The organism is Halolamina litorea (genome assembly GCF_026616205.1).
GTDB classification, from domain to species: Archaea; Halobacteriota; Halobacteria; order Halobacteriales; family Haloferacaceae; genus Halolamina; species Halolamina litorea.
Genome location: NZ_JANHGR010000003.1, coordinates 167,404 through 181,336, shown reverse-complemented (window position 1 = coordinate 181,336; position 13,933 = coordinate 167,404). Strand labels below are relative to the sequence as shown.

The window sequence follows — 13,933 nt, the reverse complement described above, 5'->3', positions numbered from 1 at the left end:
CGCTACGACACGGTTCCCGTCGGGGCTTTCTCGATCGGGAGGGCCTCCCGAAGCGCCGCGTACACGTCCGCACAGGAGTCCTCGGGGTCGCGGTGGCGGCCGACGGTTCCGAGGGTTTCCCAGTCGCCGACGACGACGAGGCGGCGTTTCGCACGGGTCAGCGAGACGTTCAGTCGACGCTCGCCCTCGTCGCCGAAGGTGAGGAAGCCCGAACTCCCGCGGTCGTTCGACCGAACGAGCGAGAGGACGATCGCCTCGCGCTCGCTGCCCTGGAAGGAGTCGACGGTGTTGACCTTGATCCCGCGCGTCCGGGCGTCGACATCCGCGAGGGCGCTCTTGATGCAGCTGATCTGGCCGGTGTAGGGCGTGATGACGCCGATGTCCGACTGGGGGACGCCGTGCTCGCGCAGGCGTTGGACCTCGTCGGCGACGATCTCGGCCTCCGCGGGGTTACGGTAGGATTTCCCGGAGGTTCGGTCCTCGCCGCCGGCCACGTCGTAGGCGACGATCGGGTCCAAATCGTCGATCGTCCACCCGCGGTTGCGGTCGGCGGTCTCCAGTTGCCCGTCGTAGAACGCCTCGTTGGGGAAGTCGACGATGCGCTCGTGCATGCGGTACTGTCGGCGAAGCATCGTGCTGACACCGTCGTCGTACGTATCGAGGAGGTGCTCGAACAGGGAGACCTCGGCCTCGCGCTGTTCGAGCTCGTCGGAGGCGAAGGGCGGTAGCTGCTTGTGGTCGCCGGCGAGCACCAGTCGCTCGGCACAGGCGTAGGGGATCGTGCTCGCCGGGATCGAGGCCTGCGTCGCCTCGTCGAGGACGGCGATGTCGAACTCGTCCACGTCGAACCGGCTGGCCATGCTCGTCGTCGCGCCGACCACGTCCGCCTCGGCGACGGGGCCGTCGGTGTAGCGGTCCGCGACGAGGTCGCTTTCTGGGTGGCCGACCCGCCGGATGTCGATCTCCTCGTGGTCGTCGTCGACGGCCATCGCGTGGAGCGTTCCGGGGTCGGGGTCGTCGGCCGAACTGGCACCGACGAGGAGGTTGTCGACCGCCTGGTTCGAGTGGGCACAGGCGAGCACGCGCTGCCCGTCGGCGACAGCCTGCTGGACGATGGCCATCAGCGTCCGGGTCTTGCCGGTCCCCGGAGGACCGTGGATGCAGTACACGTCACGGGCCCGGAGCGCACGCGAGACGGCCGTTTCCTGGAACTCGTTCAACGCGAGATCGGTGTCCACGTCGACGGTGAACGCGGGGGTGAAACCGAGGGACTGCTGGCCGGTCAGCACGTCCCACTTCTCGGGTGTCGAGCGGACCGACTCGATCCCCGATCGTTCGCGGTCGTAGGGGACGCCGTTGAGCAGCGCGAGCACCGAGAACACCGCGCGGTCGTCGGAGAAGTACCGCCGGAGGGTCTCGGGGTCGGGCGAGCGGTCCTCGAAAAAGGAGAGGCCGACGGCGCCGTCCTCGGCGAACGCGACGCGGGCCTCGGCCGGGAACGGCGTCTCGTCCCGGTCGATCCAGACCGTCGAGGCGTCCGGGTTCGGGACCACCAGCACCTCCGAATCCGGGTAGATGTCGTGCTCGCCGGGGATGTCGAAGCGCCGTTCGCCGTCCTCCTCTTCGGGGATGGTAAACACCTCGACGGTGCCGTGGGACTGGGTCACCCGCCGGCCGGTGTAGATGGTCTCCTCGATCCCACCCTCCGTGCGGCTGACGTACCGATAGCCCCGTTCGGCCAGGGCTTCGCGGGTGTCGACACGGTCCCGTCCGCGGAGGCTCTCGACGGAATCGACCAGTTCCTCGTGGAACGATTCCCGCTCGTCGTCGTCCATCGTGACGACCGGCTCCGCACGGACCGCGTTGGACCCCTCATCCGCGCCCTCACTCGCGTAGGACGGCGGCGTCGGCGGGTCGAACGCCTCGGTCCAAAAGCGGAGGCGCCAGCCCACCGTCGTCCCCGCGATCTTTCCGGGGTCGAGTCGGGCCTGCGCGTCCGTGGCCGTATCCCGATAGACGTACGTCGGGGCGAGGCCGCTCGGGCGGTACTCGACGTACTCACCTGTGAGTTCTGCCGAGTCGCGTTCGTGCAGCGGGAGGAGGACGGTGCCGTCGTCGGTGACCAGCGAGTCGTAGGCCTGGAGTCGGTCGAGAGCCGCGCCGATGGGTGGCTCATCGGCGTCGCCGGGGAGCGACTCGACACCGGGTGTCGAGAGAAGGATGGGGTCGTCGCCGGCGAGGAACGCGCCGACGGCCGCATCGAGGAGGTCCGACATTCAGGTAGGAGTGCAGCGCCATCGGTGAAAAACTACCCGTCGGTGGCACGGCCCCACAGCCGGGACCCGCCGGCCCGTCGGCAGCAGGCTATCGATCCGTGGGTAGGTGGCTACCGAACCACGGTGACGGGGACCGGCGAGCGACGGAACACCGTCCGGGCGACGTTCCCGACGAAGATACGCTCGGCGATGGAGCCGCCGTGGCTGCCGATCACGACCGTGTCGAAGTCGGCGGCGCGCTTGACGATCAGTTTCGCCGGGCTCCCCCAGGCTACCTCAGTCTCCACGTCGATCCCGTAGGAGTCGCCGATCTCGCGTGCCCGGTCGAGCACCTCGGAGGCGTGTTCCTTCGCCGCGGTCTCGATGTCCCCCTCGAGGGCGAGGCCGACCGCGCCCCCCATCATCGGCGACGGCTCGCCGACGATGTGAAGTACCACGATCTCGGCGTCGGGGTGTGTTTCGAGCGCGTATCTGAGCGCCTGCTCGGCGAGGTCCGAGTCGTCCATGGGGACCAGCACGCGTTCGACCATATCCGGTGTTGCACACCCGAGGTGATAAATCAGTAGCCACGTGCGAGACGGTTGTGGAGCCGAAACGCATACATACAGAATTTCGCTAACTTACGGTATGGTTTCTCTCTTATTGCTGGTTGCAGTCGTCGCAGCCGCGTTCGTCGGCTTCAACATCGGTGGGTCGTCGACGGGCGTCGCGTGGGGTCCCCCCGTCGGCGCGCGGATCATGAACAAGACCGGCGCGGCAGCCCTGATGACGTTCTTCGTGTTCCTCGGGGGCTGGACGGTCGGTCGGAACGTGATCGACACGCTCGGCGGCGACCTGGTCCCCCAGTCGATGTTCTCGCCGGAGGCGAGTATCGTCGTCTTGGCGTTCATCGGACTCGGGATGCTGCTGGCGAACCTCTACGGCGTCCCCGTCTCCACGTCGATGACCGCCGTCGGCGCTATCGCCGGCCTGGGGCTGGCGACGAACCAACTCGACTACGCCGTCATCGGCTCGATCATGATGTGGTGGATCATCGCGCCAGTCCTCGGCTTCTGGACCGGCGGGCTCATCGGCCGGTACTTCTACCCGTACCTCGACAAGCGGTTCGCGCTCGAACAGTCCGAGGGGCCGCTGTTCACGCTCGACCGCTCCGGCGCGATCCCCACGCCGACGCTCGGGCCCGGGACGACCCCGAAGGAAGCGGTCAGTACGCTGGTAGTGTTGGCCATCGCGTGCTACATGTCCTTCAGCGCCGGCGCGAGCAACGTCGCCAACGCGGTCGCGCCACTGGTCGGCGGGGAGCTGATCGGCGTCAACAACGCCGTCTACCTCGGGACCGCCGCGATCGGACTGGGCGCGTTCACCATCGCGCGCCGGACGATGGAGTCGGTCGGGAACGACCTCACGGACCTGCCGCTGCTGGCGGCGACCATCGTGATGGTCGTGGCCGCGAGCATCACCACCGTCGCGTCGGCGCTCGGGATCCCGATGAGCCTGGCGCTCTCGACGGTGATGTGCATCGTCGGCCTCGGCTGGGGTCGCGCGACGCGACCCGTGAGCGCGCCCGACCTCGTCAAGCAGGACATCGACACCGAGATATCGGTGAGCGCGGTCGCCGCCGAGACCGACGACGAGGTCCCCCCAGTCGGGCAGGAGGACCCGACGAACATCCGCGAGGCTCAACAGCTGTTCGACCCGTCTTCGGTGGTCCGCTTCGTCGCGTTCTGGATCATCGGCCCGTCCGTAGCGACCGCGCTCTCCTACGTGACGTTCACGTTCCTCCCGATCGCCGGCACGCCGTAGCCGGCACGGGGTCCCGCCGGCGACAGGTGCTTCGACTGGCGGGACTCAGCCGGGCTCAGCGGGGCGTGAGCGCCCGAACGACGCCGATGACGAGTCGGTCGAGCGAGTGAGTCGCAGCGCCGTAGGCGGCGAAGAAGACGACCGTCGCGACGGCGTCGAGGACGCTGATCGACGCCCCGTCGACGAACAGCGTGAGCAGCGCGAGCACCGTCTCGAAGGCACGGTCGAACGTCAGCGACGCGAGGGTAACGCCGAGGACCAACGCGGCGACATAGCCCGCAGTCCGCACCGACGACGGCGTCACCCGCGACCAGACGCGCAGATCCGGCTCGTAGCTGCCGATCCCGAGCGCTGCCAACTGCCGGCGGAGTTCGTCGACGACGCTCACGACGAGCACGAACCACAGCAGCGCCGCGAACCCGAACCGGACCGACGAGGCCGACAGCCCGGTACCGGCCAGCACGTCGACGACGACCGGCGTCGCTCGGTCGACGAGAGCGTAGAACAGGATGTAGCCGAACACCGCCTCTACCGGACCGTAGGCCGGGAACTCCTCGCTCTCGGTCCCCTGGCCGTCGTTGCGCTGTTCCATACGGGAACGAACGGTCCCAGAGACCTTCAATATCGACGACACGCCTCGGCGGGCGAGAACGGGAGTGGACCAGCGGGCAGGAACGGCGGGAGGCGACGCTGAGACCTCAGCCGTCGTCGGCCGGCGGGCGCTCGCCCAACCGGCCCTCGACGAACGCCGAGAAGTCGTTTGCGAACGCCTCGACCTCGTGCCAGTCGGTGTACTCGTAGTCCCGGCTGGTGTCGGTGTCGCCGGTGGCATCCTTGGCGATGCGCTTCATGACGAGGCGCTTCAAGAAGCCGTACTCCGAGTAGCGGAGCGCCCCGCCGAACAGCCCGATGCGGTCGGGCTGCCAGTCCGTCTGCTCGACGAACGAGTCGACGTAGTCGGCGGCAGCGGCGCGGCCCTCGGGGTCGTCGGTGGCCGACGACAGCGACAGTTGGAACAGCCCCGTCGGGCGCTCTGCCAGGGCCTCGGCGTTCGCCGAGACGAACTGGACGACCGACTGCTGTGGGTCACCCATGTGGATGGACGTGCCGACGAGGACTGCATCGAAGTCGGCGATGTCGAGGTCGATGGGCCGAGTGGCCGCATCGACCACCGTCGCGTCGTGGCCCCGCTCGTCCAGCGTCGCCGCCAGCCGTTCGGCGACCGTCGCAGTCTGCCCTTCGCCGGTTCCGTAATACACCAGGATCGATGCCATACCGTCGGTAGGGCCGCTCACTCGAAAAGTGTTGTCCGATAACACGTCCGCCGTGAAGCACCGGCCTACGCCGAGGTTAGTAGCGGTCTGGATTCGCGCCCGGCCAGAATCGTGTCTATACTATTGAGGGACTCCCGGCCACCTTCTACTGAAGCACAATGCCGATCCAAGACCTCGTACGAACGGACGTGATGACCGCACACCGTGACCAGTCAGCCGGGAACCTCGCAACGGTGATGAAAGAGGAGAACGTCGGGAGCGTCGTCATCGAGAACGACGGCGAGCCCGTCGGGATCGTGACCGACCGCGACCTCGTGATGGGCGTACTCGAACCACGGGGCGACCCGTCTGCGGTGACCGCCGGTGACATCATGACGGAGACGCCCGTCACCGTCGATCTCGATACGGGCGTGTTCGACGCGATCAGGACCCTACACGATAGCTCGGTACGACGGCTGCCGGTCGTCGACGGGGACGGTGCCGTCGCGGGGATCATCACCCTCGACGACCTCGTGGTCATGCTCGCCGACGAACTTGACGAACTCTCTGGGGTGATCGAGGCCGAATCACCACCGTACTGAGACGGGACATCACAGCCAACAACGGGCGATGCTCACTCGAGGGAGCTACCGTCGAGGAGCGTCCGCAACAGGTCCGGCGAGACGTTTCCCCCGGAGATCGGGAAAACGACGGTGTCGCCACGGATCGCGTCGCGCTGCTGGCGCATCGCCGCCAGACTCGCCGCGCACGCGCCTTCTGCGGGGATGCGATCATCGACGAACAGGTCGCGAGCGCCGCGTTCGATGGCCGACTCCTCGACGAGTTCGAACGCGTCGAGTCGCTCCCGGAGCACCTCCGTGGTCAGCGCGAACGGGACCCGCGTGGCGATCCCTTCCGCGAACGTCTCCATGCGCTCGTGTGGCGCGAGCGTGCCCTCCGACCACGCGCGGTGCATCGCCGGCGCGGCCGCGGACTGAACCCCCGTGACCGTCGCGTCGGTGAGCGCGCCGACGGTGAGGCAGTAACCGGTAGCGCTCGACCCGCCGCCGACCGGGCAGAAGAGGTGGTCGATCTCCGGCAGGTCCTCGACGACTTCGAGCCCCGCAGTGCCGACACCGGCGACGAGCGCGGGTTCGTTGGCCGAGTGGACGTAGCGGTAGGGCTTGGCCGTCGCCAGTTCCTCAGCGTGCTCGCGGGCGTCGTCGAACGTCTCACCGTGGAACAGCACCTCGGCGCCCAGTCGCTCCATCGCGGTCACCTTCGAGGGGTTGGCGTCCTCGGGGACGACGACGGTAACGGGCACGTCGAACGTCCGGCCGGCGTAGGCGACCGACTGGCCGTGGTTCCCGGTGCTCGCGGCGATCAGCCCCTGTTCGTGGAACTCGGGGTCGAGCCCCGAAGCCAGGTAGAGCCCGCCTCGGACTTTGAACGCCCCCGTCGGCAGGGTGTCCTCCCGCTTGAGGTAGACGTCGGCGTCGAACTCGGCGGAGAGAGCTTCGCTCCGCACGAGCGGCGTCCGGGGGAGGTGGCGGTCGACGACACGGCGCGCGCGATAGATGTCTGCCGTCGTCGGCGGTTCAAGGTCGTGGTAGGGGAAGACGGTCGTCTCGTCGGGTGAATCGACCGGCTCGTACCCAGCAGTCATGCTCTCGACGCTGTGGCCGTCGGCTACTAAGCGTTCGGGTGAAAACGCAACTGCGCCCTGAGGAGGGCGTGGCCACAGCGCCGGCGCGAACCGGATCCGAAGCTACCAGACTTACATTAGGTACCTCAGGTGACTGAGCCACCGTAGCCAACATGGCTGCCTAGAGGTTTTCGTCCATCTCCTGTTCATCGGTCTCCAGCTCGCTCCAGTCGATATAGCCGCCCTCGAGGACCTTCCGGACCGTCTCGCCGAGGTCGGCGAGCTCCGTGCTGGCGAGGCTGGACAGGCTGCCGTCGTCGCCGAGCCCATCGGGGATCGACGGGAGCTCGAACCGGACGCCACCCTCCACGGGGTCCCAGTAGAAGTCAAGCGACTCGACGAGGCCGGCGTCGTGGACCGCGCGGTACTCCGCCTCGTTCAGGTCCGTGTACTCGGTCCATTCGCCGAAGGCGTCGTCCCACGCACCCTCTCGCAGTGCCGTCTCCAACTCCTCACGGCGGAGGTCACCAGTGCTGTCGGTCACGTCCGTCGGGTCGATCCCGCTCGGTAGCGAACGATTCGTCAGGTCGGGGGGGCTCGGCGCCTCGATATCGATCGGCATAGGCGGCTATTGGTTGACAGGAACGATAAAGGCCCGCTCGGGGGATTGGCGACCACGGTGCCCGAGGGCGTCGAGCACCTGTAATAGTCAAGCGTACTGTATATCTCCGTCCTCGTCCTCTGATTACGTCGGAGCACGACAATGAGCACACGCAGTAACCCCTTCGAGGACATCGAACAGTTCTTCGAGCGAATGAGCCGGCAGTTCGAGGAGTCGGCCGACGCGTGGGAGAACGACGGGCCACTCGGCCGGTGGGGCGGCGAGGAGATGGCGATCGACCTCGTCGAACACGACGACGAGTTCGTCGTGACCATCGACCTCCCCGGCTTCGAGAAGGACGACGTGGACGTCCGGGTAACCGACCACACGCTCCGGATCGAGGCCGACCGCGAGGAGAGCACCGACGAGGAGTCCGAACGGTACCTCCGTCACGAGCGCCGGGAGCGCTCGATGAGTCGGTCGATCCGGCTGCCCGAGGAGGTCCGGAAGGAGGAGGTGAAAGCCCGGATGAACAACGGCGTGCTGACCGTGACGGTCCCGAAGATGGAGGTCGAGGAAGCCCACAGCATCGAGATCGAGTAGACTGCCCGCCGAGTCGGACCGACCGACGGTCTCCGCGTGGGCAGACCGCGGTGAACGAACCGACAGCCCGTCAGCCGAGGGGGCCGTCCCGCCGAGGCGACAGAGAGATCCACCACCCATGTTCACAGACCGAACCGACGCCGGCGAACAGCTGGCCGACCTCCTCGACGATCACGACGTGGAGGCCGACATCGTGCTGGCGGTCCCGCGGGGCGGCCTGCCGGTCGGCCGTATCGTCGCCGACAGCCTCGGCCTCCCGCTCGACGTGGTCGCCGCACGGAAGATCGGCGCGCCGGGGAACCGGGAACTCGCGATCGGTGCCGTCGCGAGCGACGGCTCCGTGTGGCTGAACCGGACGCTCATCGACGACCTCGGGGTGTCAGAGCCGTACATCGAGGAGCGGGGCGAGTACGAGCGGGCGGCCGCGCTGGACGCCGTCGAACGCTATCGCGGTGATCGAGCGCCGCCCGATCTCCGAGGGAAGACGGTGCTCATCGTCGACGACGGCGTCGCCACCGGGGCGACGACGATGGCGTGTGTCAAACAAGTCCGGAACGCCGGCGCCGAACGCATCGTCGTCGCTGTCCCGGTCGCGCCGGTGGAGACCGTCGAACGGCTCCGCGCCGAGGCCGACGAAGTGATCTGCGTCGAAACGCCGCCGCATTTCCGAGCGGTCGGCCAGTTCTACGAACGCTTCGACCAGGTCAGCGATGACGAGGCGACGACGTTCCTCACGCCGGAGGGCTGACGTGGACGGATCACCGTCGGTCCGGGGCCGGGCAGAGGCAGTGCTGTGGGCCCGGCACGCCAACCCGAAAAGCGGCTGGAGCAGGGTTCCGACGGGCGCCGTGCTGATCTACGCGGTCTACCAGCGGGACACGCGACTCCTGCTCGCCGGACTGCTCTGGGCGGCGGTCAACCCCTTCATCTTCCCCCCGCCGGCGACCGACGAGGCGTGGATGACCCGGGGCGTACTCGCCGAGCGCTGGTGGGTGCGCGAGGAAGGAAACGGGACCGTCGGTCGCACGTACCCGAACGTCTGCAACGCGGCGAGCGCACTCGCGTTCGGCTACGCGCTGCTCGCCGCGTGGCGTCGACGGCCCCTCGGAGCGGCAGTCGGGACGGTGCTCGGGTCGGCGCTGAAGCTCTGGTGGATCGGTGTGCTGGTGCGACGGTACGACGCGACACAGGAGCGAACCGGGGCGGCCTGAGGTGGCAGGCCGGCTCAGGAGACCTCGATGTCGATCCCCCGCTCGCGCTTCGGGAGCGTGATCCGCAGGACGCCCTGGTCGTAGGAGGCGTCGGCGTGCTTCTCGTCGACCCAGACGGGCAGCCGAACGACGCGGCTGACCTCGCCGCTGGCCCGTTCGCGTCGGCGGTACGTCCCCGACTCGGACTCGTCGCCGTAGTCAGCGGTGATCCGGACGCGGTTCTTGCGGACGCTGATGTCGAGGTCCTGCTTGCGGAGCCCCGGGAGGTCCGCCGACACGTGGAACTCGTCGCCGCGGTCCTCGACGTCGACGGGGAACGGCTCCGAGCGGCGCGCTCTGGGGTCGATGGCTGGTCGGATGCGGTCCAGTGGGACTCGCTTGATCGAGGTCATGGTTTCACCACGTCTACATATGTGCCGACGGTGCATAAATGCGGACGCCGACTGACCACGTCGGGGACTGGTCGAGCGGCCACGTGGGCTCGAACGAACAGGGGAGACAGGTTACGGACGGCCGGGGCGGATGGACCAGGTCGGCGGTGATCGACCGTGTCGCACAGTGGCTGGTCGTGTCCCGTCACCATGAGCCAACAGATCCAACTTACACAGGTCGCGGAGAACGTCTACGAGATACCCGAAGACGAGGGGATGGAGGTCCCCGTTCGGGTCTACGGGTCGGCGGCGCTGGTCGAGGAGATGCAGACTGCCGACGACCGCACACTCAGTCAGGGCCGGAACGTGGCGACACTACCCGGCATCCGGAAGTTCGCAGTCGTGCTCCCCGACGGGCACCAGGGGTACGGCTTCCCGATCGGGGGCGTCGCGGCCGTGGACACGGAGACGGGCGTGATCAGCCCCGGCGGGATCGGCTTCGATATCAACTGTGGCGTCCGGTTGCTCCGGACACCGTTGACCGCCGACGACGTGGCGGGTCACGAGGAGGAACTCGCCGAACGGCTCTACGAGACGGTCCCGTGTGGCCTGGGGAAAGGCGGCTATCTCGAGACCAATATGGACGACCTCAGAGGCATCCTCGACGGTGGGATGGAGTGGATGCGCGAGGCGGGTCACGCGACCGAGGCCGATCTCGAACACTGCGAGGAGAACGGTCGGCTCGACGGTGACCCGGGGAAGGTGCCGGCGGAAGCGCTGAGCCGCGGTCACAATCAAGTCGGTTCGCTCGGCTCGGGAAACCACTTCCTCGAGGTCCAGCGCGTCGCCGACGTGTACGACGCCGAGACCGCGGCCGCGTTCGGTCTCGCCGAGGACCGGATCGTCGTGATGATCCACTCGGGGTCGCGCGGGCTGGGCCACCAGACCTGTACCGAGTACGTCCGCCGGTTCGAGCGGGCGTTCCCGGACATCGCCGACTCGCTGCCCGACAAACAGCTCATCTACGCGCCCTTGGACGAGCAGGTCGCCGAGGACTACAAGCAGGCGATGTACGCCGCCGCCAACTTCGCGTGGGCGAACCGGCAGGCGATGACGCAAGCCGTTCGGGAGGTGTTCGCGGACCTCCTGGGCGTGAATACGGTCGAACTGGTCTACGACGTGTGCCACAACATCGCCAAGGAGGAACGCCACCGCATCGACGGCGGCGAGGACACCCTGCTCGTCCATCGGAAGGGCGCGACGCGGGCGTTCCCGGCCGGTCGGCCGGAGATACCCGATGCCTACCGTGACGTGGGCCAGCCGGTGTTCATCCCCGGGAGTATGGGGACCGCCTCCTACGTACTCTGTGGCGGCGAGCGCTCACTCGACCTGACGTTCGGCTCGACCGCCCACGGCGCCGGGCGGTTGAAGTCCCGGATGCAGGCGAAAAAGGAGTACAGCGCGGGGGAACTCCGGCGGACCCTGCGCGAACGAGGGATCTACGTCCGGGCGCGCTCGGGCGGAACCCTCGCCGAAGAGGCGCCGGGGGCGTACAAGGACGTGGACGAGGTGATCCGGGTCAGCGACGCGCTGAACATCGGCACCAAGGTCGCCCGGACGGTGCCGATCTGCAACATCAAGGGCTGACTGGACCGCGGGGCGGCCCGTGGGGACCGCTCAGAGGTCGAGGACCGCCTCGATGACCCACTCGGCGTTCTCCTCGATCCGCATCTCGCTGTAGGTCGGCGCCTTCACGTCGAGCAGGGTGCGGTCGGGCGGGATAGCGACCCCGTGGAGCGTCGCCGAGAGCCTGACGCCGTCGTCGGTCTCCTCGATGGCGAGCGCCGTGGCTCGTGTGACGACGACGTCTTCGAGGTCCTGAAAGAGGATCAGCCGGTCGAGGAAGTCGAACAGCAGGGCCTCGGGGTTGCGGGCGGCGAGTTCGACCTCGCGGGTCGTCTCGGGACCGTCGATCCCCGTCCCGCCGACGAGGGCGGAGACGGCATCGACGACGCCCGAGAACGCGTCTTCGAGTGTTTCGCCGCGAGCTCTGAGTTTGGCGTCGCCGGGATGCTCGAGGAGTTCGAACGACATGGCTACCGGAGTCGTTCGCTCGCAGGCACATTCACGTTAGGGTGGATCACCGATGGTCGGCCCAGGGCGGGTGGATCGCGGGGTCGGCGCTTAGAAGCCGAAGCCCTCGTGGGCGCCGCGGGCCGGGACAGCGATCGGACTACGGGGGAGTTCCGGCGGCAGCGACGACTCGTTGTAGACGCTCGGCGCGAGGTCGTTCGGGCCGTCGGGGTAGAACAGCGAAGCGAGTTCGTGGGCCTGTCCGCGCCCGACCGAGAGCTCGAACTGGCCGCCGCCGTAGAGGGTGATCCCCTTCGCCAGCGCCCACTCGACCGTCTCGAACAGCGACGCGGCTGTCCCGAACCGGGACGGCTTGACGTTGAGCCACGACGGCACCCACGGGCGTGAGCGCACGTCGGCGAGGCTGTGGATCGGGCTGTCCCACGAGACGCGACCCTCAGCGCCCGCAAACACCGGTTGGGTCTCCTCGGTCAGCCGCGGGTCCTCGATGACGGCGTCCGGGAACCCCTCGACGATCCGCCGGTAGAACGCGGGATCGGCCTCGTTGTCAACGTCGGTCCCCTCGTAGTGACCCTTCAGGTCGAGGATCCGGACCGCATCACGGGCCCGCAAGTCGTCGATGAGGTCGTCGCTCCAGTCGGGGGTGGGGTCGAGCTTGAAACCGATGCCGGGGTTGCGAGAGCGGATCTCCTCGACGCGGTCGGCGCTCGGCGGGTCGCCAAGCCGCGTGCTGGCGACGAAGCGGACCGGCTGGTGCTCCCGGTCGAACAGGTCGGGCAGCGTGGTGTCGTTCTGGCGGAGCACGAGGTCGAGCGCCGCCGACTCGACGGCCCAGCGGCGGTAGTCGTGGGAGTCGGCGCGCTCGGGGCCATCGCCCGGGAAGAGGTCGACGCCATCGAGCGCCGCGGAGAACTCCGCGAACGTGAACGAGCCGGTGGGGAGGGTGAAGCGACCGTCGTCGATGGCGTCGGCGACACGCTCGTGGTCCTCGGTGTCGTAGGTAACGTCCTCGCCACGGCCGGTCTCGCCGTCGCCGGCGAGTTCGAAGACCGTCGTGACGCGGGTGAAGTCCGAGGAGGTGTCCTGCTCGAACTGTTCGTAGTCGAACCCCTCGACGGTGAGCGGGAGGTCAGCGAGTTCCCGGTACAGCGCCGAGTCGGGCGTGGTGTCGGCCATACCGGACGGTGGGCTGTGAGGGGGAAAACTCCGGCGGCGGGCGAACCGAACACCGGCGTTCTTAACCAACACACGTATGCTCTCCGCGCCGTGTTGGTTAATCGAGTCACGATGCCCGACGACCCGTCCTCGCCCGAACCCCCGGAAACCCTCTCCGAGAGCGTCGTCGAGAGTGTCGCCGATCTGGACGCCGAGGAACTGACCGCGCTTGCCGACTACACGAGTGCACTGTCCGACTACGCGGGTGCCCTCGCGACCCACCGTCGAGAAGCCCGGCAGTCGGCCGAGGAGGTGAGCGGCGGGACGGGCGACGATGTCGCCGGCGCGGACGATGCGGACGACGCCGGCGAGGACCGTACCGACTCGATCGCGGATGCTGAGGACCGCCCCGAGGGTGTGCCGGCGAAAGCCTCGACGACGATCAAGGAGATCAACGGCAACCGCTATCACTACTGGCAGTGGCGGGACGGCGACAAGATCCGGTCGCAGTACAAAGGCCCGGCAGATGCGCCGGAGTGAGCCGGTTCAGACACCGGGGACGCCGATGGCTTCGAAGCTGGCGAACCCGAGCACCCCGAGAATGTAGAGGACGATGACGGACGCGAGCCACGCGATCATGGCGATGGCGGCCGCGTTCAACCAGCCGCCGGGGTAGCGGGCGTTGATGACGGCGACGTACGCGAGCAGCGCGAGCAGGGGGCCGAGGAACGGGATCCAGCCGACGAAGAAGGCCACTACGACCCAGATGACGGCGCCGATGAGTGCGGTGATGATCGCGTAGCTGTAGTCGTCGCGGTCGGTGACGACGCGGGCACCGACGTAGATGCCGAGCGCGCCGATCAACAGGCTGACGAGGAACACGATCACCGAGTCGATGAGCGCCATGGCTCCCGTCGTGTC

Annotated in this window: 17 protein-coding genes; 7 read left to right on the top strand and 10 right to left on the bottom strand. The window is 68.0% G+C overall.

The features are described 5' to 3' along the window. Window positions 1-2: 2 nt before the first annotated feature. Together NO998_RS15220 and NO998_RS15215 are read right to left on the bottom strand one after the other, a co-directional pair. The gene (locus tag NO998_RS15220) at window positions 3-2,276 is read right to left on the bottom strand and encodes an AAA domain-containing protein (RefSeq protein WP_267648144.1); all 2,274 of its coding nucleotides are present in this window, start codon (window positions 2,274-2,276) and stop codon (window positions 3-5) included. Window positions 2,277-2,386: 110 nt separating this feature from the next. Continuing rightward, on the bottom strand, window positions 2,387-2,806 hold the full coding sequence (locus NO998_RS15215; RefSeq protein WP_267648143.1) for a universal stress protein: 420 nt from the start codon (window positions 2,804-2,806) through the stop codon (window positions 2,387-2,389). A 97-nt stretch (window positions 2,807-2,903) separates the two neighbouring features. Between NO998_RS15215 and NO998_RS15210 the strand changes: the two genes are divergently transcribed. Further along, a complete protein-coding gene (locus NO998_RS15210) occupies window positions 2,904-4,079 on the top strand; it encodes an inorganic phosphate transporter (protein ID WP_267648142.1) in 1,176 nt (391 codons plus the stop codon). Window positions 4,080-4,134: 55 nt separating this feature from the next. Here the strand turns inward: NO998_RS15210 and NO998_RS15205 are convergent, their stop codons facing one another. Next, complete coding sequence (locus NO998_RS15205; protein ID WP_267648141.1) at window positions 4,135-4,671, bottom strand: hypothetical protein; 537 nt, start codon at window positions 4,669-4,671, stop codon at window positions 4,135-4,137. Window positions 4,672-4,777: 106 nt separating this feature from the next. Continuing rightward, complete coding sequence (locus NO998_RS15200) at window positions 4,778-5,353, bottom strand: flavodoxin domain-containing protein (RefSeq protein WP_267648140.1); 576 nt, start codon at window positions 5,351-5,353, stop codon at window positions 4,778-4,780. 158 nt (window positions 5,354-5,511) lie between these two features. Here NO998_RS15200 and NO998_RS15195 point away from each other — a divergent pair, with 158 nt between their 5' ends. Next, window positions 5,512-5,934, top strand: coding sequence for a CBS domain-containing protein (locus tag NO998_RS15195; RefSeq protein ID WP_267648139.1), 423 nt, complete (start codon window positions 5,512-5,514; stop codon window positions 5,932-5,934). A 32-nt stretch (window positions 5,935-5,966) separates the two neighbouring features. Here the strand turns inward: NO998_RS15195 and NO998_RS15190 are convergent, their stop codons facing one another. Then, window positions 5,967-6,998: a threonine ammonia-lyase gene (locus NO998_RS15190; RefSeq protein ID WP_267648138.1), complete on the bottom strand. Its 1,032-nt coding sequence runs from the start codon at window positions 6,996-6,998 to the stop codon at window positions 5,967-5,969. A 160-nt stretch (window positions 6,999-7,158) separates the two neighbouring features. Further along, a complete protein-coding gene (locus tag NO998_RS15185; RefSeq protein WP_267648137.1) occupies window positions 7,159-7,599 on the bottom strand; it encodes a DUF7992 family protein in 441 nt (146 codons plus the stop codon). A gap of 141 nt (window positions 7,600-7,740) precedes the next feature. On the opposite strand from NO998_RS15185, the gene hsp14 reads away from it, so the two are divergent. The 3 genes from hsp14 (at window position 7,741) to NO998_RS15170 (ending at window position 9,392) form a co-directional block, all read left to right on the top strand. Then, window positions 7,741-8,181, top strand: a complete 441-nt coding sequence (gene hsp14 / locus NO998_RS15180) for an archaeal heat shock protein Hsp14 (protein ID WP_267648136.1) — start codon at window positions 7,741-7,743, stop codon at window positions 8,179-8,181. Window positions 8,182-8,299: 118 nt separating this feature from the next. Continuing rightward, a complete protein-coding gene (locus NO998_RS15175; RefSeq protein WP_267648135.1) occupies window positions 8,300-8,929 on the top strand; it encodes a phosphoribosyltransferase in 630 nt (209 codons plus the stop codon). A gap of 1 nt (window position 8,930) precedes the next feature. Next, window positions 8,931-9,392 carry a DUF6653 family protein gene (locus NO998_RS15170; RefSeq protein WP_267648134.1) on the top strand — a complete coding sequence of 154 codons (462 nt, stop codon included), beginning with the start codon at window positions 8,931-8,933 and terminating at the stop codon, window positions 9,390-9,392. Window positions 9,393-9,406: 14 nt separating this feature from the next. On the opposite strand, the gene NO998_RS15165 is transcribed toward NO998_RS15170, so the two are convergent. Further along, window positions 9,407-9,784 carry an Hsp20/alpha crystallin family protein gene (locus tag NO998_RS15165; RefSeq protein ID WP_267648133.1) on the bottom strand — a complete coding sequence of 126 codons (378 nt, stop codon included), beginning with the start codon at window positions 9,782-9,784 and terminating at the stop codon, window positions 9,407-9,409. Window positions 9,785-9,973: 189 nt separating this feature from the next. Here NO998_RS15165 and NO998_RS15160 point away from each other — a divergent pair, with 189 nt between their 5' ends. Further along, window positions 9,974-11,410: an RtcB family protein gene (locus NO998_RS15160; RefSeq protein WP_267648132.1), complete on the top strand. Its 1,437-nt coding sequence runs from the start codon at window positions 9,974-9,976 to the stop codon at window positions 11,408-11,410. Window positions 11,411-11,440: 30 nt separating this feature from the next. Here NO998_RS15160 and NO998_RS15155 read toward each other — a convergent pair whose 3' ends face one another. Beyond that, window positions 11,441-11,857, bottom strand: a complete 417-nt coding sequence (locus NO998_RS15155) for an archease (protein WP_267648131.1) — start codon at window positions 11,855-11,857, stop codon at window positions 11,441-11,443. A gap of 90 nt (window positions 11,858-11,947) precedes the next feature. Next, complete coding sequence (locus tag NO998_RS15150; protein WP_267648130.1) at window positions 11,948-13,033, bottom strand: enolase-like domain-containing protein; 1,086 nt, start codon at window positions 13,031-13,033, stop codon at window positions 11,948-11,950. A gap of 111 nt (window positions 13,034-13,144) precedes the next feature. On the opposite strand from NO998_RS15150, the gene NO998_RS15145 reads away from it, so the two are divergent. Then, window positions 13,145-13,552, top strand: coding sequence for a DUF6788 family protein (locus NO998_RS15145; RefSeq protein ID WP_267648129.1), 408 nt, complete (start codon window positions 13,145-13,147; stop codon window positions 13,550-13,552). 6 nt (window positions 13,553-13,558) lie between these two features. Here NO998_RS15145 and NO998_RS15140 read toward each other — a convergent pair whose 3' ends face one another. After that, window positions 13,559-13,918: a hypothetical protein gene (locus NO998_RS15140; protein ID WP_267648128.1), complete on the bottom strand. Its 360-nt coding sequence runs from the start codon at window positions 13,916-13,918 to the stop codon at window positions 13,559-13,561. Window positions 13,919-13,933: the final 15 nt, after the last annotated feature.